At 64.3% G+C, this 22,595-nt stretch carries 24 protein-coding genes and 1 pseudogene; 10 read left to right on the forward strand and 15 right to left on the reverse strand.

Translation table 11 applies throughout. The features are described from left to right. Window positions 1-74: 74 nt before the first annotated feature. Entirely contained in the window at window positions 75-725 is a 651-nt protein-coding gene (gene folE / locus ACQY4Y_RS16860) for a GTP cyclohydrolase I FolE (protein WP_428493655.1), read from the forward strand. A 26-nt stretch (window positions 726-751) separates the two neighbouring features. Here folE and ACQY4Y_RS16865 read toward each other — a convergent pair whose 3' ends face one another. The 3 genes from ACQY4Y_RS16865 to ACQY4Y_RS16875 form a co-directional block, all read right to left on the reverse strand. Next, window positions 752-1,558 carry a hypothetical protein gene (locus ACQY4Y_RS16865; RefSeq protein ID WP_428491760.1) on the reverse strand — a complete coding sequence of 269 codons (807 nt, stop codon included), beginning with the start codon at window positions 1,556-1,558 and terminating at the stop codon, window positions 752-754. A 148-nt stretch (window positions 1,559-1,706) separates the two neighbouring features. Then, on the reverse strand, window positions 1,707-2,678 hold the full coding sequence (locus ACQY4Y_RS16870; protein ID WP_428491761.1) for an Hsp33 family molecular chaperone HslO: 972 nt from the start codon (window positions 2,676-2,678) through the stop codon (window positions 1,707-1,709). A gap of 228 nt (window positions 2,679-2,906) precedes the next feature. Next, window positions 2,907-3,287, reverse strand: coding sequence for an AAA family ATPase (locus ACQY4Y_RS16875; RefSeq protein WP_428491762.1), 381 nt, complete (start codon window positions 3,285-3,287; stop codon window positions 2,907-2,909). Window positions 3,288-3,773: 486 nt separating this feature from the next. Here ACQY4Y_RS16875 and ACQY4Y_RS16880 point away from each other — a divergent pair, with 486 nt between their 5' ends. Next, the gene (locus ACQY4Y_RS16880) at window positions 3,774-4,247 is read left to right on the forward strand and encodes a DUF5662 family protein (RefSeq protein WP_428491763.1); all 474 of its coding nucleotides are present in this window, start codon (window positions 3,774-3,776) and stop codon (window positions 4,245-4,247) included. A 34-nt stretch (window positions 4,248-4,281) separates the two neighbouring features. Here ACQY4Y_RS16880 and ACQY4Y_RS16885 read toward each other — a convergent pair whose 3' ends face one another. From ACQY4Y_RS16885 to ACQY4Y_RS16900, 4 genes are read right to left on the reverse strand one after another with little or no spacing between them, the layout of a single operon-like run. Continuing rightward, window positions 4,282-5,529 (reverse strand): oligosaccharide flippase family protein, encoded by a 1,248-nt coding sequence (locus ACQY4Y_RS16885; protein ID WP_428491764.1) that lies wholly within the window; start codon window positions 5,527-5,529, stop codon window positions 4,282-4,284. Then, complete coding sequence (locus ACQY4Y_RS16890) at window positions 5,526-6,932, reverse strand: hypothetical protein (protein ID WP_428491765.1); 1,407 nt, start codon at window positions 6,930-6,932, stop codon at window positions 5,526-5,528. The genes ACQY4Y_RS16885 and ACQY4Y_RS16890 overlap by 4 nt, the downstream gene beginning before the upstream one ends. Then, window positions 6,922-7,908 (reverse strand): UDP-glucose 4-epimerase GalE, encoded by a 987-nt coding sequence (gene galE, locus ACQY4Y_RS16895; protein ID WP_428491766.1) that lies wholly within the window; start codon window positions 7,906-7,908, stop codon window positions 6,922-6,924. Before galE ends, ACQY4Y_RS16890 begins: the two co-directional genes overlap by 11 nt. Before the next feature lie 6 nt (window positions 7,909-7,914). After that, entirely contained in the window at window positions 7,915-10,188 is a 2,274-nt protein-coding gene (locus tag ACQY4Y_RS16900; RefSeq protein WP_428491767.1) for a GumC family protein, read from the reverse strand. 281 nt (window positions 10,189-10,469) lie between these two features. Here ACQY4Y_RS16900 and ACQY4Y_RS16905 point away from each other — a divergent pair, with 281 nt between their 5' ends. Next, entirely contained in the window at window positions 10,470-10,991 is a 522-nt protein-coding gene (locus ACQY4Y_RS16905; protein ID WP_428493656.1) for a polysaccharide biosynthesis/export family protein, read from the forward strand. Next, a complete protein-coding gene (locus ACQY4Y_RS16910; RefSeq protein ID WP_428491768.1) occupies window positions 10,988-11,848 on the forward strand; it encodes a penicillin-insensitive murein endopeptidase in 861 nt (286 codons plus the stop codon). Before ACQY4Y_RS16905 ends, ACQY4Y_RS16910 begins: the two co-directional genes overlap by 4 nt. 23 nt (window positions 11,849-11,871) lie before the next feature. Here ACQY4Y_RS16910 and ACQY4Y_RS16915 read toward each other — a convergent pair whose 3' ends face one another. From ACQY4Y_RS16915 to ACQY4Y_RS16935, 5 genes are all read right to left on the reverse strand, one after another. Next, entirely contained in the window at window positions 11,872-13,080 is a 1,209-nt protein-coding gene (locus ACQY4Y_RS16915) for an ISAzo13 family transposase (RefSeq protein WP_428491769.1), read from the reverse strand. Window positions 13,081-13,182: 102 nt separating this feature from the next. Continuing rightward, window positions 13,183-13,383, reverse strand: coding sequence for a hypothetical protein (locus ACQY4Y_RS16920; protein ID WP_428491770.1), 201 nt, complete (start codon window positions 13,381-13,383; stop codon window positions 13,183-13,185). A 12-nt stretch (window positions 13,384-13,395) separates the two neighbouring features. Continuing rightward, window positions 13,396-14,799 carry an amidase gene (locus tag ACQY4Y_RS16925; RefSeq protein ID WP_428491771.1) on the reverse strand — a complete coding sequence of 468 codons (1,404 nt, stop codon included), beginning with the start codon at window positions 14,797-14,799 and terminating at the stop codon, window positions 13,396-13,398. Continuing rightward, window positions 14,799-14,975 carry a hypothetical protein gene (locus ACQY4Y_RS16930; RefSeq protein WP_428491772.1) on the reverse strand — a complete coding sequence of 59 codons (177 nt, stop codon included), beginning with the start codon at window positions 14,973-14,975 and terminating at the stop codon, window positions 14,799-14,801. Before ACQY4Y_RS16930 ends, ACQY4Y_RS16925 begins: the two co-directional genes overlap by 1 nt. 74 nt (window positions 14,976-15,049) lie before the next feature. After that, complete coding sequence (locus tag ACQY4Y_RS16935; RefSeq protein WP_428491773.1) at window positions 15,050-15,346, reverse strand: oligopeptide/dipeptide ABC transporter ATP-binding protein; 297 nt, start codon at window positions 15,344-15,346, stop codon at window positions 15,050-15,052. A 111-nt stretch (window positions 15,347-15,457) separates the two neighbouring features. Between ACQY4Y_RS16935 and ACQY4Y_RS16940 the strand changes: the two genes are divergently transcribed. Then, window positions 15,458-16,732 (forward strand): ISNCY family transposase, encoded by a 1,275-nt coding sequence (locus tag ACQY4Y_RS16940; RefSeq protein WP_428489471.1) that lies wholly within the window; start codon window positions 15,458-15,460, stop codon window positions 16,730-16,732. 174 nt (window positions 16,733-16,906) lie between these two features. Here ACQY4Y_RS16940 and ACQY4Y_RS16945 read toward each other — a convergent pair whose 3' ends face one another. Beyond that, window positions 16,907-17,551, reverse strand: coding sequence for an ATP-binding cassette domain-containing protein (locus ACQY4Y_RS16945; RefSeq protein ID WP_428493657.1), 645 nt, complete (start codon window positions 17,549-17,551; stop codon window positions 16,907-16,909). 157 nt (window positions 17,552-17,708) lie between these two features. Continuing rightward, window positions 17,709-17,921 (reverse strand): annotated as a pseudogene (locus ACQY4Y_RS16950) (ABC transporter permease); the annotation flags it as partial. A 236-nt stretch (window positions 17,922-18,157) separates the two neighbouring features. On the opposite strand from ACQY4Y_RS16950, the gene ACQY4Y_RS16955 reads away from it, so the two are divergent. Both ACQY4Y_RS16955 and ACQY4Y_RS16960 read left to right on the forward strand, forming a co-directional pair. Beyond that, a complete protein-coding gene (locus ACQY4Y_RS16955; RefSeq protein WP_428491774.1) occupies window positions 18,158-18,877 on the forward strand; it encodes a cysteine hydrolase family protein in 720 nt (239 codons plus the stop codon). 214 nt (window positions 18,878-19,091) lie between these two features. Further along, on the forward strand, window positions 19,092-19,343 hold the full coding sequence (locus ACQY4Y_RS16960) for a hypothetical protein (RefSeq protein ID WP_428491775.1): 252 nt from the start codon (window positions 19,092-19,094) through the stop codon (window positions 19,341-19,343). A 23-nt stretch (window positions 19,344-19,366) separates the two neighbouring features. Here the strand turns inward: ACQY4Y_RS16960 and ACQY4Y_RS16965 are convergent. After that, window positions 19,367-20,559 (reverse strand): ISAzo13 family transposase gene (locus ACQY4Y_RS16965; RefSeq protein WP_428491776.1). Its coding sequence is split into 2 segments (ribosomal slippage): window positions 19,367-20,070 and window positions 20,070-20,559, totalling 1,194 coding nucleotides; the frame shifts between segments, so codons are not numbered across the junction. Between the two features lie 338 nt (window positions 20,560-20,897). On the opposite strand from ACQY4Y_RS16965, the gene ACQY4Y_RS16970 reads away from it, so the two are divergent. The 3 genes from ACQY4Y_RS16970 (at window position 20,898) to ACQY4Y_RS16980 (ending at window position 22,587) form a co-directional block, all read left to right on the forward strand. Continuing rightward, window positions 20,898-21,089 carry an ABC transporter substrate-binding protein gene (locus ACQY4Y_RS16970; protein ID WP_428493658.1) on the forward strand — a complete coding sequence of 64 codons (192 nt, stop codon included), beginning with the start codon at window positions 20,898-20,900 and terminating at the stop codon, window positions 21,087-21,089. 341 nt (window positions 21,090-21,430) lie between these two features. After that, window positions 21,431-21,709, forward strand: coding sequence for a hypothetical protein (locus tag ACQY4Y_RS16975; RefSeq protein ID WP_428491777.1), 279 nt, complete (start codon window positions 21,431-21,433; stop codon window positions 21,707-21,709). A 14-nt stretch (window positions 21,710-21,723) separates the two neighbouring features. Then, on the forward strand, window positions 21,724-22,587 hold the full coding sequence (locus ACQY4Y_RS16980; RefSeq protein ID WP_428491778.1) for an ABC transporter substrate-binding protein: 864 nt from the start codon (window positions 21,724-21,726) through the stop codon (window positions 22,585-22,587). Window positions 22,588-22,595 lie beyond the last annotated feature (8 nt).

Raw genomic sequence — 22,595 nt, forward strand, 5'->3', positions numbered from 1 at the left:
AGACTTGAGTTGCGACGTCCGGAACCGGCCCCATATCGCCCTAGAGATAAGACGGAGGAACCTGCTCGGTGAATATCGTAACGCCCGCCTCGAACCGCGCCACCAAGACGGCTGCCGCCAGCACCTCGGCGGAACAGCGCCCTACGCGTGAACAGGCGGAAGCGGCCATTCGCGTGCTGTTGCGCTGGGCCGGCGATGACCCCGACCGGGAAGGCCTGCGCGACACGCCATCCCGGGTCGCTCGGGCCTACCAGGAATACTTCGTGGGCTACGCGGAGGATCCAGTTGCGATGCTGGAGCGTACCTTCGAGGAGACCGACGGCTACGACGAAATCGTGCTGTTGCGCGACATCAGGTTGGAGAGCACCTGCGAGCATCACATGGCGCCCATCATCGGTCGGGTGCATGTCGCCTATCTGCCGCACCGCCGAGTGGTCGGCATCAGCAAGCTTGCACGAGTGGTTGACGCCTATTCAAAGCGCCTGCAGATCCAGGAAAAGCTGACCGCGCAGATCGCCAACACGATCCAGGACGTGCTGATGCCGCGCGGCGTCGCTGTCGTGATCGAGGCGGCCCATCAATGCATGACGACACGCGGGGTTCACAAGCCCGGCGTGACCATGGTCACGAGCCGCATGTTGGGGGCGTTTCGCGATAACGCGGCGACGCGCCGAGAACTGTTGGCGATGATCGGCAACCGAGGCCCAAACGTGCTAACCGCGTAGCTTCGCTGCCGGGCGGCTCGCCGTCCCTATTGCGGCGATTGCGTCGGCGAATAGGGTTGATCAGGCGGCGGCGCCTGATATGGCGGCTGCTGATACGGCTGACCCGGATTCGGCGACGTTAAGGGATACGCCTGCGAGGGTGGGTAGGCTGGCGTCGGCGGATAGGTCTGCTGCGGCTGATAGGGTTGCCCCGGCTGATCCGATTGGGATCGATAGGGTTGCCCGGGCTGACCATACTGCGGCTGACCGGCAGATGGGGACTGGTTTAGCGGCGCCTGCTCCACCGGCGTATCGGGGGCCACCGTGTTGGTTAGCCAAGTCCTCAGATTACGGCGGATCTGATACTCGAACTCGATGTTCATGTCGATCATCATGCTCTTGGTCAGCTCGTAGAGTACGCGGCGGATGTGGTCCAGTTGACCGGTATGGCGACTTTGAACCCGAGCCTCGGCAAATCCAAGCTGCGTGCCGCTATCGCTCAGGATGGTCAGCGACACGGCCATCGACCCCAGAATGACATTACCCTCGCGCGTCAAGGTTGCGTCCAGAATGGCGAACACTGCCTGGTTGGCGGTACCAAAGGCTTGCAGGCGGTCGCTTGCCATGGCCTTCAGCGCTTCAACCGGAGGCGAAGGGGCCTGGTTGCTGACGTCAGGTGGCACCCCCGACGGCACAAAACGCTGCTCGATCTTGATCGAGGCTACGTTCAGTTGGATCGGCGGCAGGTCATTGTAGCGCAACGCGTCGAATGCGACTTCGTCATTTCCCCCGCAGGCTGCGAGCGCGAGCGGCAGCAGCAACACAAAGCGGCGGTTCAGATTTGCGGGTGGCATGAAGGCGGGTGGTTCCTTGTTGGCCAGTCCGGTCGAATCATGGGCAACCGGACCGCTTGGGGCAGGGGAGGCGGGGCGCCAGGGGAATAGAGATTAGCAGCGGCCAGTGCAAACCCCCTTCCGGTCCGCCTCCGACGGCCGAACGGATCTATTCCGCCGGTCGCGGCGGCGCGCTTTGTCCATGCACGTTTTGACGCGGGAACCGGAAATCGTAATTGCAGAATTCACAGGTCATAACGATATCATTATTGACAGTCATGTGATCCAGATCATCTGACGGAAAGCCTTCCAGAATACTCGCCAGCCGGGCGCGCGAGCAACGGCAGCCGAATGACAGGGCACGGGCGCGGTCCGCCGCGACGCCCTCGGTATGGAACAGCCGATACAGCAGTCGATCCGCCGGCAACCCGTCGTCAAGCAGTTCCCGCTCGGTTGCCGTAGCCGCCAGCGTCGTCGCGGTGTGCCAACTTTCCTCCTGCGCGGCTTCGTTCAGGGCCGGATCGATGCCGCCGGCGCCGGCAACCTTCTCGAGGACCAACGCCGCGGCACGCCAGCCGGCCGCGGAGTGCTCGCAGGCCAGTTGCACCTGGCAGCGCAGTTGCTCGCTGGTGTCGAAATAATGCGACGCCATTGCGGCAAGCGAGTCGCCTTCGATCGCGACGATGCCCTGATGGCGATTCTGCTCGCCGCCTGGATCAACGGTGAAGGCCAGGAAGCCGCCGCCCAGCAGCGCCGCGGTCGAGGGTTGCGGATCGCGTGCGAGCAACGCGTCCAACCTGGTGGACCTGACCAGGGCGTGGCCGCGCAGTTCGCCCGCGTCGGAGCAGTCCGCCAGCAGCATCGAGATCGGCCCGTCGCCCTTGGCCTGCAGGCTGAAAGAGCCGCGAAATTTCAGCGCCGTGGACAACCCGGCGACCAGCGCCAAGGCCTGCCCGACCAAGCGGGTTACCGCCGGATGGTTGTTATGGCGGGTCAGCAACGCGTCCGCCAGCGTGCCCAAACGCACCAATCGCCCGCGTACAGGGCGGCGCGGCAAGAAGAACGGCAGCACGGCCCGTGGCACGACAAGGTCGGGCACCGGCGGACGGCCGCTATCGAGAAAGGCTGGCGTATCGGACATCACCGCAAGATAGTGATCTCCGCCCCGCGACGCTACCGGCGTCGCCGCGGGTGCCGGTCGCGTGACGAACAAATCACCCGAACAAAAGAGGCGTACCAATGAGACGTCGGCCAGGCCAGGGCGGGTCAGTCGCCCACATCGCGCGATCACCTCGACAGCTTCGCAGCCCCGGTTGCCTGACGGGAAATTGTGATTTTGGTCGGGTATTCATAGTTGCAAAGCGATGCGTCAGGCTATGAAAGCGGCTTCCATGAACACCTCGGGATCAAGATAAAATTCACGCAAGACCCTGAAATGCTCCGTCAGCTTGAACGACCGTTCCATCAGCCCGAAATCGGTCAGATGCAGCAGCATTGCGCCGGGGTAGGCCATCAGAAGCGGGGAAGGGGTCGCGATGACGAATTGTGCATCGCCGGAGTTCTCGGCCGTCTTCAACAACTTCAGAAACTCAATTTGTCGGAAGGGGGACAGCTCGGCCTCCGGTTCGTCGAACAGAAAAACCCCGATGCCATGAACGCGACTTCTAAATACCGTCAGGCAGGCTTCTCCGTGTGAGCGTTCGGACAGGGATCTGCCGCCGTAAGCCCCCGTGGCGTCGAAGTCGTCCACCTTTGCCAGCCATGACGGCCTGAGAAATCTATCCAGCATTTCGCCGCCATCGCCGCCCCGGGCATAGTTCTGGTTTCCACCGTATCGACCGAATCCGCAAAGGTGAGCAAGCGCCTCGACAATGGTCGATTTGCCGCTACTGTTGATTCAAGTCAAAATCGTAACGGCACTGGTAAATTCGACTTGGAAAGGCTCGGCGCCTATCGCGGGGATCGAGAACGGATAGACGGCTTGATCGGGCACGCGATCCATCATCAGCTCGACCCGCTTAAGAAACGGTGCCCGAAGGGAGGTATGGCTGGGTTTCCGACTCATTCTATCGCGCGACAATCATCCGTTCAGCACGGTTAGCCTATCGACGCCGAGTGGACCTCATGACTATGCGGCACGTCCCGGGGTGACGCAACGCCGGTTCACAGTGGGCGTTCGTCGCCCGAAGAACACGAGGCAACCGGTTGTGCGCCACCCAAACATAGGACGAAATCGATGAGCAATCAGTCTGAATCCAGCCATGATAGCCGATCCGATACGCTGGCCCACATAGCCTTGGTGCGCGATCATCTCGACAGCTTCGTCACCGAAATGCTGAAACGCGGCGCCAGGCATGATGCCAGCAAGCTGAGCCCGGCCGAGAAACCGACGTTTGACCGGGTGATGCCGTTGTTGGCCGGCATCGCTTATGGTTCGGCTGAATACCAGGCGCTGCTGGATAACGCTAAGCCGATGTTGCAGCACCATTACGCGCACAACTCGCACCATCCGGAGCACTACGGCGAACGCGGCATTGCCGGCATGGATCTGTTCGATGTTGTCGAGATGGTCTGTGACTGGATGGCGTCGGCCCAACGCCACCCGCAGGACGGGATCAAGCTAGCGCACAATGTCGGTCTGTTCCACATCGAGCCGCAGCTGGCCAGCATTCTGGCCAATACTCTGGCACGCTGGCCGACATCCGGCTGAGCAGCCTGTCGCAACCAGGCGGCACACCGCGCCGCTACACAGCCACGCGGCATCCCAAGCCGCCGGTCAGCGGCCGGATCATGTTGACCCCCAGCGCCCGGGCGTTGACCCAGAGGCTGTATGGGCTGACCAAGACCTGACTGAGCGTCCAGATCATCACCGCTTGCCACGGGTCGGTCGGGCGAAACAGCAGCACGCCGCCCGCGCTCGCGGCCATGCCAGCGAGGTTGGCGTATAGCGTGAACCGAGCCTGCCCGGCCGCGATCAGCGCCACGCCGGAAGGAAATGACAGCGTCGACCACGCCATCAGGCCGACCAGCGGCAGCGCCGCCTGTCCGGTGGCGATCCAGCGCGGACCCATCAGCAGCGCCACCATCTGGGTCAACATGATCGCCAACAGCGCGCACAGCGGAAACACCGCCGCCGCGCACCAGCGCAGCCAGCGATCGACCTGTGTCAGTAAAGCTTTCCGGTCACGCTGATGTTCCGACAGCGCCGGCAGCATCAGCCGCCACAGCGCGGTGAATGTCAGCTCGCGCACGCTATCGACCAGGCGGAATGCGATGTGTACCTGCCCCAGCACGGCGGCACCTCCGGTTGCGCCGATCAGCACCGCGAACAGACGGTAGCGCCCGATCAACACTAGCGTGGATGCGGTCAGCGGTCCTCCGACGCCCAGCAGGGAGCGTACCGCCCCCCAGTCCAGGCAGCGGGCGGGCGTCCAGTTCCGCCCGATCAGCAGGGAAAGCGCGCCAACGCTGCTGGTGACGGCCTGTTGGCATACCAGCGCCCAGCCGCCAGCCCCGGCGAGCGCGGCCACGGCGCCGACTGCCGTCCCCAGGCCCTGGCCGATCAGTGTCCTCAGCGCGAGGCGTTGATAGGCCCGTTCGCGCGTCAGCAACCCCTGCATAACGCCCGCGGCGCCGACCAGCGGCAGCGGCGCGGCCAGCACTAGCGCCATCGGGATCAATCGATCATCGTCCAGCAGGGCGGCAAGGCCCCAGCCGGAGGCTGCCTGCAACAACATGGCGATGCACCCGACGCCGCTCGACGCCCAGAACGCGCTCGACAGGATGCGGTCGTTGATGGCGGCCCGCTGTACCAGGGCGTCGGCGAACAGCGCGTTGACCACCACCCAAAGCACGACATGCACCGCCGTTGCCGCCGCGCCGATGCCAAACTCGGTCGGACCGACGATGCGGGCAACCGCGAACGAAGTAATCAGCGACAGGATGGCGGAAACCCCCGCTTCGAGGCCCGACCAGAAGGCGTTGCGCCTCATGCCGGCCTGCGCGATGGGAGCCGCGGGCGCAGCGAGATCTGGGGGCGCAAGCACAGCGTTGAAAGCGCTGCGACGAACGGCGGCAGCCACATGATGCGGGCCTGGTAACGATCGTGCGGCGCCGACAGGCTGCCGGTGATCATCGCGCTCAGAGGCAGGGCGACCAGCACGGTCAGCAGCAAACCGGCGCAAGCGGCGCGCCGTCTTATCGCGACCGGAAGCAACAGCGCACAGCACAAGATCCCGCTCAGTCCAGCAACCCGGTGCAGGAAAGCGAGTGCAGGCCGAACCTCCAAGCTACCTGATTGTTGCCGCGCGGCGGCATATTCGGCCTGCTCACGCGGTGGGAAATGCCGCTCGATCACCGGCGACACCTGGGCAGGCCAGGCGTTCAGGCCATCCCCGCTGGCGAACCGGGTGAGTTGCTCCAGCCCGTTGCCAAGCGCCGCCCGTGCCTCGCCCACTGGATCGGCCAGTAGCGCGGCAGTGATGATAGCCCCGGCCTCGCGGGACACGATCTTCGGGCCCCCGGCCAGGCGGAGCGGACTGTCCGCGGTCCACAGGAAGTCGTCGGAGTTAGCCGGGAAGCGGTCGAGGAAGCGGCACAGACCCCACTGCCGGGCCGGGCAGTCCCGGCGCAGGGCGGCCGTTCCGGGGCCGTCGTAGATTACCCGCGCCAACAGGAACACGTTGCCGAAAGGCGAGATCGCAAACCGCTTGTGCGCGGCGAGATTGACCCCGCACAGGCCGAGCACGGCCAACGCCGGGGGCAGTACGATCAGCAGCCAGCAGCGGGCGGCTGAAAGACGCGGCGGCGCCGAACCGCTTCCGAACGCCTCGCTGGCCGGTCGCAGCCGCCACGACCTCGCGCGACTGGCGATCGCGCCCAGCGCCAAAAGCACACACGCCAAGGGCAAGCTGGAAATCTGCGTGGCGATCATGAACCCGGCCAATCCCGCCACACCGACTTGCTGGCGCGGCGACAGCCGTTCCGGAACCCAGGCCAGCAACCAGATCACCAGCACCAGAAGCGCCGTGAACAGGTCCGGCATCAGTTGGCAGACCAGCCACGGCAGCCACGTGCAGGCCGATAGCAAGCCGAGGCCGGCGACGAAGGCGATCCCCGAGACGCGCCCCAGCGCGCCGGCGACCAGCCACAGCACCCAGGCGGCTAACAGCGCCTGCGCCACGATCACCGGCCAGACGCTGATGGTGGCGTGCAACGGCAGCATGAACAGCGAGTAAAATATCGGCCGGTCCCAGCCGGCATAGTGCTCGATCGCCTGGGACAAGTATGTCCCGGTGTCGGCGAACACGATCGGATAGCCGTTCCACAGCGCCGGCCACAACAGCGTGGCGGCCGCCGCCGGCACCGCCCAGAGCCCGGCCCGATCAGTTGCCATAGCCATCCGGGTGCGATTGACGCCAAGCGAAGGCGGTTGCGACGATATCGTCCAGGTCTTCGTGCATCGGCCGCCAGCCGGCTTGCCGCGCACGCTGGGAGGACGCCACCAGCACCGCCGCGTCGCCCGGCCGTCGGCCAACCACCTGATACGGCACGTCCAGCCTGGAGACCCGCTCGACCGAAGCGATCACCTGCCTGACCGAATGGCCGGCACCGTTGCCCAGATTCCACACCACCGGGTCATGCGCCAATGCCTCCAGCGCCAGCAGATGCGCCGTGGCCAGGTCCGAGACATGCACGTAATCGCGCACGCAGGTGCCGTCGATCGTCTTGTAGTCGTCGCCGAATACGTCCAGCGCGGCGCGGCGGCGCAGCGCGGCATCGATCACCAGAGGGATCAGGTGCGATTCCGGCCGATGGTCCTCACCCAGACGCCCGGCCGGATCAGCACCGGCGGCGTTGAAATAGCGCAGGCAGGCGGCGCGCAGCCCATGCACCTGACCCGCCCAGCGCAGCGCCCGCTCGATCATCCATTTGCTGTCGCCATAGGCCGATTGTGGATCGATCGGCGCGTCCTCGGCGATCGGTTCGGCGGTGTCGAGGTTGAACAGCGCCGCGGTCGAGGATAGCACGAACCGCCCCACGCCATGGCGCACGCAGGCATCGATCAGCCGGATGCCGTTGGCCGCGTTGTCCAGCAGATAGCGCATCGGCATGCGCATGCTTTCCCCAACCTGCGACAGCGATGCGAAATGAAATACGGCGTCCCATTTCTCGCCGCCCAGCGCCGCGTCGACCTTCGCGGCATCGGCGAGGTCGGCCACCACCAGCCGCGCCGCCGCAGGCACCGCCGCGCGATGGCCGGTGCGCAGGTTGTCTATCACGGTGACCTCGTCGCCTCGATCCAGCAGAGCGGCGACCAGATGGCTGCCCACATACCCGGCCCCGCCGGTGACAAGGAAACGCTGCGTCATCAACAACTACTCCCGGAAGTACGCTTTGTAGCGACGGTGATATACCCCCGCGTCGGCGTATCCGGAACGGAGATGGACGCGCGGATCGACCCTTGTCAGAACGGTTCCGATGACCGTGGCGTGGGCATCGCCCAACACCTCCAGCGCGTGCAGCAGGATACTCTCCCTGGTCGATCGCCAGCGCACGCACACCAGCGTGGCGTCGGCCAGCGCGGCGGCCACCCGGGTCTCGGTCATCGCCTCGATCGGCGGCGCGTCGAGCAGGATCAGGTCGTAGTCGGCGCGCGCCTCGGCCAGCAGTTGCTTCATCGCGTCGGACAGGAACAGGCCCAGTATGTCGGCGCCGGGTCTTCCGGCGGTGATGAACCGCATCCCGGTCATCGGATCGGTCTGCAACGCCTCGCGCCAGTCGGTCTCGCCGCGCAGCACGTCGGTCAGCCCCAGCGGGGCCGCGCCGCGTGACCTGGGCATGGCGCCAGCCTCGCCCTGCAATCGCTGCTGAAACGTCGGCTGGCGGACATCGCACTCGATCGCCAGCACGCGCTCCCCGTCCAGTCGGGCGGACCGGCCGAGCGCGATGCTGATCAGCGATTTTCCTTCCGCCGAACGGGCGCCCGTAACGGTCACGATACGGGGGCGATCGACGTCGAGCGATACCCCGGCGCGCAGGAAGCGCACCTGTTCGGCGAACGAGGTCAGCGGCCTGCGCACAACATAGTCGTAGACCTTCAAATGCCCCAGCGCGCGCCGACCCACCTCGGGGATCAGCGCCAGGCAAGGCAGACCGGTCAGCAGCCTGATCTGATCGCCGCTGCGCAACGTTCCGTCGGCAAGCTGAAGGATGTGAACCAGCACCAGGCCGACGAAAACCGAGCCGGCGATCGAGACGGCCATGGTCTGCATCATCCGCGGCGAAGTGGGACGGTCCGGCGGGATCGCCTGCGAGATCTCGTGTGCTTCCGAGGATTCGATCGTGGCCTGCTGCGCGGTTTGCTCTATCCGGTCCAGCACCGCCTGCAACTGACCCCGCGCCGCCTCCAGATCGCGGTTCATCGCGTTCAGCGGGATTTCCGCCCGAGCTGCATTCTCCGCCGCAATTTTCGCCCGTGCCAGCACATCCTCGAGCGCGGCCACGCGTTGCGTCGCAGCGTGCTGTTCGGCATGCGTCGCCGCCACCACGCGAGCGATTTCACTGTTCAGCGCGCGCTGCCCGTCACTGAACTGCCGCTGCAGGCTTTGCGCTTCTGGATGTGCGCTACCCAGCCGCGCCTGCTGCGCCTTGATCTGCCCCGCGAGTTGGTCTTGCTGCGCACGCAACGCCGCCACCGATGGCGCGATCGCCGCCTGTGCCTCCGCCCCAACCTTTCCGCGCGCCGCATCGAGGCGAGCGTTGGCGGCGGCCAGCTCGGCTTGGGCCTTGGCCAGATCCTCGGCCAGGTTGGTGATCTGCTCGTTCTCGGTCCCGGCGTGCATGCCCTGGCTCAGCGCGTGTTCGCCGCGGTAGGCCGACATCCGCTCTTCAACCTGGCGTACCTGGCGACGCAATTCGCCGGCTTGCCGCTCCAACAGGTTCGTCGCACTTTCCACGGCCCGGTGTTTGGCGGCGTATTGCTCCTTGATGTAGACGTCCATCGCGTTGTTGACTGCGGTGGCAGCAACTGTCGGGTCGCTGGCGGCGAAGGTGACCTCCAGCACATGAGACATCCGGACCGGAGCGGCGTGCAGAGCGTCCTGCACCGCCTGCATGGTGCGGTCCCGCGTTTGGTCGGGAGCCGGGCCATACACCGGCTGGTCCGGCGGAGCGTCGATCTCCATGCCCAGCAGCCAGCGCAGGTTTGTTACTGTGGTGCTGATCGCACGCGAAAGCGTGCCGGGCGGACGCAGCGCGGTGTTGAATTCGGGGTTTTTGAACAGGTTGCCGCGCTCTGCCACGCGCTGGGCGATGTGCAGGCTTTGCAGGATTTCCGCCTGGCTGGCCATCATCGCCTCGGTGGTCGGATCGGCGCGCAGGATGCTTTGCAATTCCCGCACCTTGTATTCACTCGGTTCATAGATTAGCTCGCCGGTGGCGGTGTATAGCGGGGTGATCTGGCGCAGCGTCAACCAGGCACAAAGCGGTATCAATACGATGGTGGCAAGAAACGTCATGCGCCGCTGGCGCAGCGCCGCGAGAAATCCGGGCAGACCGTCCTGCGACGATCCGCGCTGTCGGTCCGAGCGCCGTGACCCCGGATCGGGAAGCGGCGTCGTCCCCGAGATGTCCGCGGGCCTGTCGAGCATCCGCCTGGTTCGGCCTTTTGGTCGCGCCCCGGAACTTTTTTCCGCGGCGGGTTGAGCGAGAACACCTTCGTAGGCCGTTAATGCTTAAGATTTCGCTAATAGCGGCAGGATTTGCCGCATCGTGCCGCGCAGATGGGCGAGGACAAATCGGCGGAGCGGCGTTAACCAAATATTAGCGAACCGGATCGTATGTGTTGCCGGCCGGAAATCCGGCGCTCTGAGTGCAACCCTAAAACAGGGTTTCCCGCATCGTGCGACCGCTATTGTGTTTGCTGCTCTGTGTGCTCGCCACGGCCTGTGCTCCGGGCGGCCGCCTGGCGGAGCTTCCATCGCCCGACCCCGGCGCGTATCGGCTGGGGTCGGGCGATGTGGTGCGGCTGATCACCGTGGGTGACGACAGTTTGACCGGCGAATTTCGGGTCAGCGACAGCGGCGAGATCGCGTTGCCCATGCTGGGCAGCATGCATGCCGCCGGATTGACGCCCGACTCGCTGGCAGTCGAGGTCAGGGATGCCTTGGTCAAAGCCAACCTGTACACCGCGCCTTCGGTGTCGGTCGAGATCACCACCTATCGGCCGATTTTCGTGCTGGGTGAGGTCAGCAAGCCCGGCCAGTACCCTTACCAGCCCGGCATGACCATGGTGACCGCTGCTGCGGTGGCCGGCGGCTTCACCTACCGCGCGATCCAGGATTATGCTTCCATCGTGCGAACCAGCGGCGGCGTTGCAGTCGAGGGCAAGGCCATGCGGCAAAGTTTCATTCAACCCGGTGACGTCATCACGATTTACGAGCGCAGGTTTTGAGGCTTCCGCGTGTTACTGCCCTGCTGACGTCGCTGGCGGTTACGACAGCGGCGCATCCGGTTTCCCCCACAACGCCGATTCCGATTTCGGCGGTTCCCCCATTGGCTTCCGCCGCATTGCCGGCTCCGGGGCCGTTGCACATCATTGGCGGTCCCAGTACCGGCGGCTGCATCGCCGGCGCGGTCAGCCTTCCGCCGCAGGGCGCCGGGTTTCAAACCATTCATCTGGATCGCAGCGCGTTCTGGGGTGCGCCACAGACCATTGCCGACCTGCGATTGTTCGGGCGGGAGGCCGAAGCCGCCGGGCTGCCCACGCTGCTGATCGAGGATATCTCTCGCGCCCGCGGCGGCCCGCTGCCGGGCGGCCATGTCAGTCATCAAATCGGGCTGGACGTGGATGTCGGTCTGGACATGCGGCCGCGGCCGCCATTGTCGGCGTCCGACCGCGAATCCGTCGTGCTGCGCAGCATGGTCCGCCCGGATGGGCGCGACGTCGACCCGGCCGCGTGGTCGCCCGCGGTCGTTTCGCTACTGCACATTGCCGCCGGTCTGCCCGAGGTTGACCGCATCCTGGTCAACCCGGCGATCAAGCAGCAGCTTTGCCGCCAGGTGAGCGGTGACCGCAGCTGGCTGCATCTGATCCGGCCCTGGTACGGTCACGCTGCGCATATGCACATCCGGTTCCGCTGCCCGGCGGGCCAGGCCGATTGCGCGCAGGCACCGCCGCCGCCGCGAGGGGACGGCTGCGGCCCGACGTTGCAGTGGTGGTTCGATCAGTTGAATGCGCCGGCCAAGCCGTCCGAACCCTATCGGCCACCGCCGTTGCCGTCCGCCTGTCAGGCGATCCTCGCAGGCTAAGGGCCTGCGGAATAATAAGTGCTTCAAGGCGGTCGTTGGGTGGGTGCTATGGTGTAGTTCCATTCGCCATGGAACTCATCGCGGGTGATGTTGATCGCCTGCATTTCCTTGTGCGTGATCTTGATTGCCTTTGGGTAGAGGTTTCCGTCGATCTCGCAGCAGACCTTGAGGCCAGTTTCGGTTGTTGTCGATCCGATCAGCTGAACAATCACCTGATGGCTGACCAGTGGCTTGCCGCGCCTCGTGGTGATGAAGGCGAACAGGCGGTGTTCGATTTTGTTCCATTTGCTTGTGCCAGGCGGCAAGTGAGCCACCGTCACCGTCAGACCGGTCTGATCGGCGAAGCGCTGCAACTCGCGCTTCCATAGCTTGACTTGCGGCCCGTTGCTGCCGCCGCAGTCGGCGGTGATCGTTAGGCATTTGGCATTGGGATAGCGCGTTTGGCCAAGCTTGTACCACCAGCGCCGGATACTCTCGACGGCAAATGCCCCGGTATCGGCATCAACACCGACGCTGACCCAGCCATGATTGGCCGCGATGTCATACACGCCGTAGGGGGCGACCTTGCCCAACGCGGGGATCTTGAAATCGTGCACCCGCACCGCCTCCGGCTGGCCCTTGGGACGCAGTTCGCGGCCGTTGTTCTTGAAGTCGCCGACCAGTTCCTTCTTCTTGGTGTCGACCGAGATCGCCGGCTCGCCGGCGTTGGTCGCGGCCTTCACGGTGGCGTTGATGTGGGCGAACTGCGCATCCCGGTCAGGGTGCTTACCGCCTTCTCGGGTCTTGCTGTTGGCCTGACAGCTGTAGTTCAGCTCCCGCAGCAGATTGGCGACGACGCGCTGGCTGGCCTTGAACCCCTGCTCGGCGAGCGCCTTGACCAGGTGACGCTGACTGCGGCTGACCCAGCGCAACGGCGAACCCGGATCACCGCGGATCGCCGACTCGATTAGCGCTTCCAACGCTGCCGGCAGGCCAGGCTGATGCGCCACCGCAGGCTTACGCCCGGCGCCCGGACGGCGCACCCGCCGATCGATATCGTTGCGCGCAGACCGAAGCTCGCGCATGCCACGGTTGATCGTACTGCGCGCCAGCCCCGACCCTCGCGCGGTTGCGGTGACGCCGCCGAGCCCTTGGGCCAGCGCTTCATTGGCGGCGAACAAGCGCCGTCCACGCTCGTCGAGAAACGGGGCCGCCAACTGCCAGCGCGCGCGGATGTCGTCGATATCAATCACCGGCTCAGGTTAGCCGTGCGGTACCGCGTCGCAGCCAGCAAATTCGCGATTCTATTCCTGCGTTCTTAAAGTCGCTGCGATTCGATAATTTCTCGGCGGGTCCTAAGATCGGCTACGTTCGGCGCGCCATTCCGGCCTCAGCCGGAACGCGCTCAGTGGCTCCTGGGCGTAGGGCCGCAAACCGCGCAGCGCGGCGGCGGCGCGATCGAGGTCTTTCACCAGTGCTTCCAGCATCGGCAGGTCTTCGGGCTTTGGGCGCAGCCCGGTTGCCTTCATCCGCGCCTCGAATTTGGCATCGCTCACCGCGGCCGCCCCTCAGGTCGCCAGGGCGTTGGACATTGCCGGTCGCTTGCTTCGCCAGGTGTTCGCTTGCTCATAGGCATGGCCGGCGCGAAACACGGTGGCCTCGGCGAATGGCTTGCCGACGATCTGCATGCTGACCGGCAGGCCGCCTTCGCCGTAGCCGGTGCAGACGCTCAGCGCCGGCAGACCGGTCAGGTTAAACGGCATGGTGAAATTCGGGCGCTCGAACATAGCCCATTTCGGCACTTCGGTGATTTTCGGCGCCTCCGACGGCGCCGACGCGGTGATCAGGATGTCGAGGTCGGCCATCGCCTCGCGCATCTGCAGGCACAGCACCCGCCGTCGGCGCAACGACTGGACATAGTCCGAGGCGCCCATGAGGGCACCGAACGCCAAGCGATCCCGCATCAGCTCGCCATAGTCGTCGAAGCGCTCCTTCAGCCATGGTTCGTGTATCGCGTAGGCCTCCGCCGTCAGGATCACCCAGCCGGGCGCGTTGTAGTCCATCATCGGCGAAACCGTGACATCGCGGATTTCGGCACCCTGGCCGCGGAACAGGCCGATGGCGTCCTCGATGCCGCGTTTCGTCGCCGGACTGACCGGGTTGTCGACCTCGTGGAAGTGGCGAATCACGCCGATGCGCAGACCCTTCACGCCGGTGTCCAACTCGGCGCCGAAATCGGCCACCGGCCGGTCGGCACTGGCCGGGTCGAGCGGATCATGCCCGGCCATCGCCTGCAGCAGCAGCGCGCAGTCCTGCACCGTCCAGGCCAGCGGCCCAGTATGGTCAAGCGTCTGCGACAACGGCAGCACGCCGCGCCGGCTGCACAGCCCATAGGTCGGCTTGATGCCCGCCAGACCGCACAACGCCGCCGGGCCGCGGATCGATCCACCGGTGTCGGACCCGGTGCCCCCCAGCACCAATCCCGCGGCGACCGCGGCGCCGGTGCCGGAGGACGATCCGGAAGTAAAATGATCTGAATTCCAGGGATTGCGCGCCGGCGGCCAGGGCAGGTCGAACGACGGCCCGCCAATGGCGAATTCATGGGTGGCGAGCTTGCCCATCAGCACCGAACCGGCCTCGGCCCATTTGCTGACCACCACCGAATCCTCGGTTGGCACGTTGTGCTCCAGCAGCTTGGAATGACCCGTGGTCCGAATGCCGGCGGTGTTGTAGATGTCCTTGTGGCCGATCGGGATGCCGTCCAGCTTTCCCTTTAGCGCACCCGACATCATGCGATTTTCCGCCGCGCGGGCATCGGCCATCGCGCGGTCCTCGGTGACCAGCAGGAAGCTGTGCAGCGTCCCATCGAGTTTGCTGATCCGGTCGAGGCAGATACGGGTTAGTTCGACCGGCGAAAGCTGTTTCGCCGCGATCAGCCTGGCGGCCTCCGCGATTGATGGGAACAGCGCCATCATTTCACCTCCGGCGTGAAAACCACCGAGGGTTCGGCTTCGCGCGGCATCGGCGGGGTAGCGCGTTCGACCATCGCCTGAAACATCGGGTAGGCGGCGAACAACGCCGATTTTTGCGCCTGGCTGAGCCGCAGTCCGCTGCGGTCCACCAGAAAGCTGAATTCCTGTTTGTCCATTCCATCTTCCCCAAATCGCCGCGTCCCCGACGGTTGTGTCACGCCCGCTTTCTCCCGGCCAGCCCCGCCGACTTTTATACTTCGACCCCTTGCTTCACCCGCACGCAGCGAGCCATCGCGCAGGCTTGCGTCGTCACGACCGGGATCTCGCCTTGTCGACACGCATCGATGGCGTAACGGCAGCGCGGCGCTAAGGGACACCCCGGCGGCAGCGCCGCGAGATTCGGCGGACTGCCGGAAATCGCCTCCAGCGCCCGTCCCCTCATGCCGTCATGCACGGTCGAGGACAGCAGACCCTGTGTATATGGTTGCATTGAGCTGCGCATCAGCTGGCGGGTGGTGCCGGTCTCGACGAAACGACCGGCATACATCACCGCGATCCGGTCGGAAATCTCTGCCGCCGCGCCGACATCATGGGTGACGATGTTAGCCCCAAGTAGGAATGTCCCCTCCGTCCAAAGTTAGAATGTCCCCTTTTGCGCATGCTTGGGGACGCAATGGCCGAGACGGGGTTGTGGATGACGCAGGCGGAGCGCGATCGCGCCTATTGGGTGCGCCAGTCGATCGAATGTCGGTTGGGCCAGGCTGAAGCAGCGGAGCGCGTTGGCCTCAGTGTCCGCCAATTCAAGCGCTTGGTGCGTAAGGCGAAGACTGAGGGCGACGCGGGTCTGGTTTCGCATCAGCGCGGCCGGCCATCGAACAACCGGATGTCGGCGGCGCTGCGCGGTCGTATCGCGACGCTGCTGAGGGACAAATACCCCGACTTCGGCGCGACGCTGGCGGCGGAGAAGCTGCTGGAGTTGGACGGGATCGTCGTTTCGGCAGAGACGATCCGCCAGATGCAGATCGGCCTTGGCCTGTGGCGGCCCAAGCGCCGCCGGGCCAGGCGGGTGTTTCAGCTCCGCCAGCGGCGTCCGCGGTTTGGCGAGTTGATCCAGATCGACGGCAGTGCGCACCACTGGTTCGAGCGGCGCGGGCCGCGCTGTGCGCTGATCGTGTTCATCGACGACGCCAGCGGCCGGCTGACCGCGCTACGCTTCGCCCCGGCGGAGACGACGGCGGCCTATCTGGCGGCGCTGCGCGGCCACGTGCTGGACCATGGCCGGCCGCTGGCGTTCTACTCCGACCGGCACGGCATCTTCCGGATCAACGCTAAGGACGCCACGAGCGGCGACGGCAAGACCGAGTTCGGACGGGTGGCGGATCGGCTTGGGATCGAGCCGATCCATGCGCTGACCCCGCAGGCCAAGGGTCGTGTCGAGCGCGCCAACCAGACCCTGCAGGACCGGCTGGTCAAGGAGATGCGTTTGGCCGGCATTGGCTCGATCGAGGCGGCGAATGGCTTCGCGCCGGCGTTCATGGCGCGCTTCAACGCAAAGTTTGCGGTGCCGCCGCGCGACCCGGCTTCGGCGCACCGGCCGTGGACGAAGACCGCGCAAGCGTTGGACGACGAACTGGCACGGCGCGAGCAGCGGGTGCTGTCGAAGGCGCTGACCTTCCGCTCCGGCGGGACGATGTATTGCGTCAAGACACCCGGGCCTGGCACCGCGCTGCGCGGCGCGAAGGTGACGCTGCATCACTTTCCCGACGGTGCGCTGAGGGTGCATTACAAAGACCGGATCCTGCCGGTAACGGCCTATGCCCGCTATGCCATGCCCGCCCCGGCGGTGGACGGCAAGACCATCGATGCCCGGATCGACGCAATGATCGCTGCGCGGCACATCCCCAACGCCGCGGTTGAAACCGTCCCGGGGTGAGTACAGCCCGCGTAACAGCCGCCGCAGCCGTGGATAAGTGGCCCGCTTGCGCCCGATTCTGAACGATCACTCCAGCGGGCCACTTACCCACCGCTCCAACACCGCGATTGGACTAACGCTTGACCGGTGCCCACCCCCCGCCCAGCCCACAGGGGACATTTTAACTTTGGGGAGTCAGGGGACATCTCTACTTTGCATTGACACATCATGGGTGACGAAGACGATCGCCATGCCAAGTTGCTGCTGCAACTGCCGCAGCAGAAACAGGATCTGGACCGTAACATCCAGGGCCGTGGTCGGCTCGTCCGCCAGCAGCACGCTGGGCTTGCGCGCGAGCGCCAGCGCGATCATCGCCCGCTGCCGCATGCCGCCCGACATCTCATGCGGAACATTCTTCAGCCGCCGTTCCGGTGAGGGGATCCTGACCTGTTCCAGCAACCCCAGCGCGCGCTTCATCGCGGTCCCGCTGTCGCAGCCTTCGTGCTGCACAATGGTTTCGGCGATCTGTTCGCCAATCGTATAGACGGGATCGAGTGCCGCTATCGGCTCCTGAAAGATCATCGACACTGCGCCCCCGCGCAGCTTGGCCAGCGCAGCGGCCGGCAGCCCGAGGATCTCCTCTCCGTTCAGCCAGACCTCTCCCGATATCCCGGCGTAAGCGGGCAGCAATCCCATTAGCGCCTTCGCACATGCCCTGGGCCGGCAGCCATTCGTGCAGCACTGCGCAGAACACCACCAGGACGATGGCGCACCAATAATGCGACAACGACACGCCAATGGTGGCGATCGAGGAAAACAGTTTGTCCGGCCAGCGGCCATAGTACATTGCCGAGAGCATGCCGAACAGGATACCGAGCGAGAAACCTAGTACGGCGGCGGGGATGGCGAGAACCAAGGTATTTTTTAGTGCAACGACAAGTTGACCCCAGATTGGCGTGGCGTTGAAAACCGGCAGCCCGAAAGCACCGTGCAACGCGCGCAGCAGCCAGAGCAGATACTGCATGTAAAGCGGCTTATCGAAGGCGAACGCGGCCTTCATCTGGGCGATCACCTCGGGCGAGGCCTCGGGCGGCATCAGCATGTCGATCGGATTGCCTGGCACGATGTGCACCAGTCCAAACACGACCAGCGAAACCCCGAACAGGACGGGAATGGCCTGGAGCAGGCGGCGAATGGCGAACACGAGCATGCGGTCGGTTTTTCTCCGGATGCCAAGGGAAACTACGTTCGACTACGAAACGGACGTCATGCGGCAAAATTGTGCGCTGAGCCTATGTTGCGTTGCAACAACTCCGGTCGTAGCACACCGCGCGGTGCTGTCCAGAGCGGGATTGGATGATTTTTATGCGGTTGCATAAATTCCGTCGCACGACTAGCGTTTGAATGGGAATTGTGATCAATCACTAGGCATAAATGGAGTGGATTATGCACAACAGCGTCATTGATCCCTCGGTTATTGAACGGGTTGCTCAGCGCCGGGGCGGCTTGCGGGTGTTTGACCGCCTTGAGTCTAAGCGCACTGCCCATGTCGTGGTCGATCTGCAGAACGGTTTCATGGCACCTGGAGCGGTCGCCGAAATCGCCGAAGCGCGTGCCATCGTGCCGGCGGTCAATCGGATCAGCGAGGCGGTGCGGGCCGCGGGCGGACTCGTGGTATACATCCAGAACACGTTCGACGCCGAGGCGGTCCGCACCTGGTCGACCTACTTCGACCACTTCTGCTCGGCATCACGTCGCCAGCGCATGATCGAGGCCTTCACCCCGGGTGCCGAGGGCCATGCGCTGTGGCCGGCTCTCGACGTGCGGGTCGAGGATCTGAGGGTCCAGAAGCGCCGGTTCGGCGCGTTCGTGGCCGGTTCGTCGGATCTGCATGCGATCCTGCAGCGGCGTGACGTCGATACACTTATCATTACCGGAACCGCGTCCCAGGTCTGCTGCGAGTCGACCGCTCGCGATGCCATGATGCTGAACTACAAAGTGTTCTTCGTGGCCGATGGCACTGCGACTTTCACTGACCACGAGCATAATGCCACGTTGTCGGCGATGAGCTACACGTTCTGCGATGTTATCGAGTCAGCCGCGCTGATCGATCTGATTGGGCAGAAGCGCGCGGCCGCGATCGCATCGGAAGCTGCCGTGGCATAGGCCTTGGGTAATCGCGACCGATCAGGACGGGCCGGCCCGCTGGGTGGTTCGATCCGTGATGCGGCTGCGGGCAACGGAGTGCGGCTTGACAGTTTCGAGACGCGACCTTCTGGCTGGCGCGGCCGGGGTCGCAACGTTGCCTGCGATCCGGGGCACGCGGCCAGCCCGCAGGTGTTGCGTATCTGCATGACCGCGGCCGACCTGCCGACCACGCATGGCATCCCAAACAACGGCGGCGAGGGTTTTCGCTTGCTCAGGCTATCCGGCCTACAATTCTCTGGTGAACTGGGACTTTACCCACACCGACAAGCCGACCGACATCACCCCCGGTTCACCGCCTGGCGCATTGATGAGACCAACCCCGCTGCGCTGGATCTGCGATGTCCGCCAGGGCGCGAAATTCCATGACGGCAGCAATTTCACCGCCGATTCGGTGATATTCAATTTCGGCCGCATCTTCGACTAAGGGCCTGCGGAATAATAAGTGCTTCAAGGCGGTCGTTGGGTGGGTGCTATGGTGTAGTTCCATTCGCCATGGAACTCATCGCGGGTGATGTTGATCGCCTGCATTTCCTTGTGCGTGATCTTGATTGCCTTTGGGTAGAGGTTTCCGTCGATCTCGCAGCAGACCTTGAGGCCAGTTTCGGTTGTTGTCGATCCGATCAGCTGAACAATCACCTGATGGCTGACCAGCGGCTTGCCGCGCCAGTTCGTGGTGATGAAGGCGAACAGGCGGTGTTCGATTTTGTTCCATTTGCTTGTGCCAGGCGGCAAGTGAGCCACCGTCACCGTCAGACCGGTCTGATCGGCGAAGCGCTGCAACTCGCGCTTCCATAGCTTGACTTGCGGCCCGTTGCTGCCGCCGCAGTCGGCGGTGATCGTTAGGCATTTGGCATTGGGATAGCGCGTTTGGCCAAGCTTGTACCACCAGCGCCGGATACTCTCGACGGCAAATGCCCCGGTATCGGCATCAACACCGACGCTGACCCAGCCATGATTGGCCGCGATGTCATACACGCCGTAGGGGGCGACCTTGCCCAACGCGGGGATCTTGAAATCGTGCACCCGCACCGCCTCCGGCTGGCCCTTGGGACGCAGTTCGCGGCCGTTGTTCTTGAAGTCGCCGACCAGTTCCTTCTTCTTGGTGTCGACCGAGATCGCCGGCTCGCCGGCGTTGGTCGCGGCCTTCACGGTGGCGCATCCCGGTCAGGGTGCTTACCGCCTTCTCGGGTCTTGCTGTTGGCCTGACAGCTGTAGTTCAGCTCCCGCAGCAGATTGGCGACGACGCGCTGGCTGGCCTTGAACCCCTGCTCGGCGAGCGCCTTGACCAGGTGACGCTGACTGCGGCTGACCCAGCGCAACGGCGAACCCGGATCACCGCGGATCGCCGACTCGATTAGCGCTTCCAACGCTGCCGGCAGGCCAGGCTGATGCGCCACCGCAGGCTTACGCCCGGCGCCCGGACGGCGCACCCGCCGATCGATATCGTTGCGCGCAGACCGAAGCTCGCGCATGCCACGGTTGATCGTACTGTGCGCCAGCCCCGACCCTCGCGCGGTTGCGGTGACGCCGCCGAGCCCTTGGGCCAGCGCTTCATTGGCGGCGAACAAGCGCCGTCCACGCTCGTCGAGAAACGGGGCCGCCAACTGCCAGCGCGCGCGGATGTCGTCGATATCAATCACCGGCTCAGGTTAGCCGTGCGGTACCGCGTCGCAGCCAGCAAATTCGCGATTCTATTCCTGCGTTCTTAAAGTCGCTGCGATTCGATAATTTCTCGGCGGGTCCTAAGGGGCGCTGCAATATGCGCGTCGGTCGCCTCGATCGTTCGCGCAACGGTCTCGATGATCGACAAGTACGAAATGCCCGACGACAAGACGATCATCATTACAACGCAATACCGGTTCAACTTCCTGCCGGATCTTTTGACCCGAATCCTCATCGCCAGCCCGACTCAGTGGCAGGCAACCGGGCGGAACTGGGCGGCATTCGCTAAGCACCCAGCCGGCACCGGCCCGTTCAGATCACCAAGGTCGTGCCCGGGCAATACGCCGAGATGTCGCGCAACGAGAGTCACTGGGACAAGGCGCGGGTGCCGAAACTCGACAAGGTGATGGTCTACCCGATGCCCGAGGCGACCATCCGCGTCGCCGCGCTGCGCTCCGGCCAGGTCGATTGGATCGAGGTCCCACCGCCGGATTCGATCCATCGTTGAAGGCCGCCGGCCTGCGGATCAGCCTGTGGCCTTGGGTGCGGGCAGGCGATCAGCTACGCTGCCGATCGTGTCGGCCTGTACGATCTGTTGAACGGCACCGCGAAGCCGGCCGATGGACTGTATCCGGCGGACAATTCGGTGTTCGGCATGCCAAAAAACCATTACGAAATCGATCCTGGAAGGGCGTTGTTGAAGGACGCCGGCTAAGGACACGACAAGCTGATGAAGGCCAATATCACGATCTCGACCTCGGAATCCGGCCAGATGGTGACAATCCCGATGAACGAATTCATGCAGCAGAACTTTGAGGTGGTGGGCATCGACGATTTCAATGTGGTCGAGTGGGTTACTATGCCACGGACAGTTATTCTCCGGTCAACTACAATTGGGGACACTGGGACAACCCGGCGGCGACCGATTTGCTGAGGCGTGCCCAGGCCACGTTCGACAAGACCGAACAGACCCAGCTGCTGGCGCAGGCCCACGCGATGGTGGTGGACGGCGCGCGGTGGCTGTTCATCGTCCATGACCTCAATCCGCAGGCGATATCGAAAAAAATGATCGGGTTCAAGCCGACGCAGAGTTGGTATCGGGATTTTACCCAAATCAGCATGGCATGAGAGGCCCCAACAGAATGCTCAGACGCGACCTGCTTGCCGGCGTTGCCGCGGCGGCAACGGCAACGGCTACAGCACTGCCTGCCATGGCGGTCGGTGGCGGCACGCTGCGCGTCGCAATGATCGCGGCGGACCTGCCCAGCGCGCACCGGATTCAGAATAATGGTGTCGAGGGATATCGCTTCCTGGGCTATCCACCCTACGACGGGCTGGTGAACTGGGATTTGCGGTACCATTCGGACAAGCCGGCCGATATCACGCCGGGCCTTTTCACCGCGTGGAGGATTGACGAGACCAACCCGCTGCGCTGGATCTTCATGGTGCGAAAAAGCGTGAAGTTCCATAATGGAACCGATTTCAATGCCGACGCAGTGATCTGGAACCTGCAACGGATCTCACAATCTCCGCACTACGACGCAACTGCGGCACCGAACGTCAAGGCATCGGTCTCGATGGTGGGCAACTACGAAAAGTTGACCGACAGCACGATTGTGATGACGACGAAGTATCCGTTCAACTTCCTGCCCTATCTGCTGACCCGCATATTGAGCCCGGCCCAGTTCGACAAGGTGGGAAAGACCTGGGCAGCATTCGGCAAACAACCGGCGGGCAGCGGCGCATTCAAGATCACCCGCATCGTTCCGGGCCAGTATATCGAGATGGTGCGTAACGATGCATACTGGGACCCAACCCGCATTCCGAAGCTGGAAAAAACTGGTGGTCAGTCCGATGGCGGAAGCGACCACGCGCATCGCCGCTCTCAGGTCGGGCCAGGTGGACTGGATCGAGGTGCCAGCACCGGAGTCCATCCCGTCACTGAAAGCCGCCGGTTTCGTCGTCACGCTCTGGCCTTATCCGCACACCTATCCATGACTGCCTGAATACTGAG

This window comes from Rhodopila sp., from assembly GCF_965277165.1.
Taxonomy (GTDB): Bacteria; Pseudomonadota; Alphaproteobacteria; order Acetobacterales; family Acetobacteraceae; genus Rhodopila.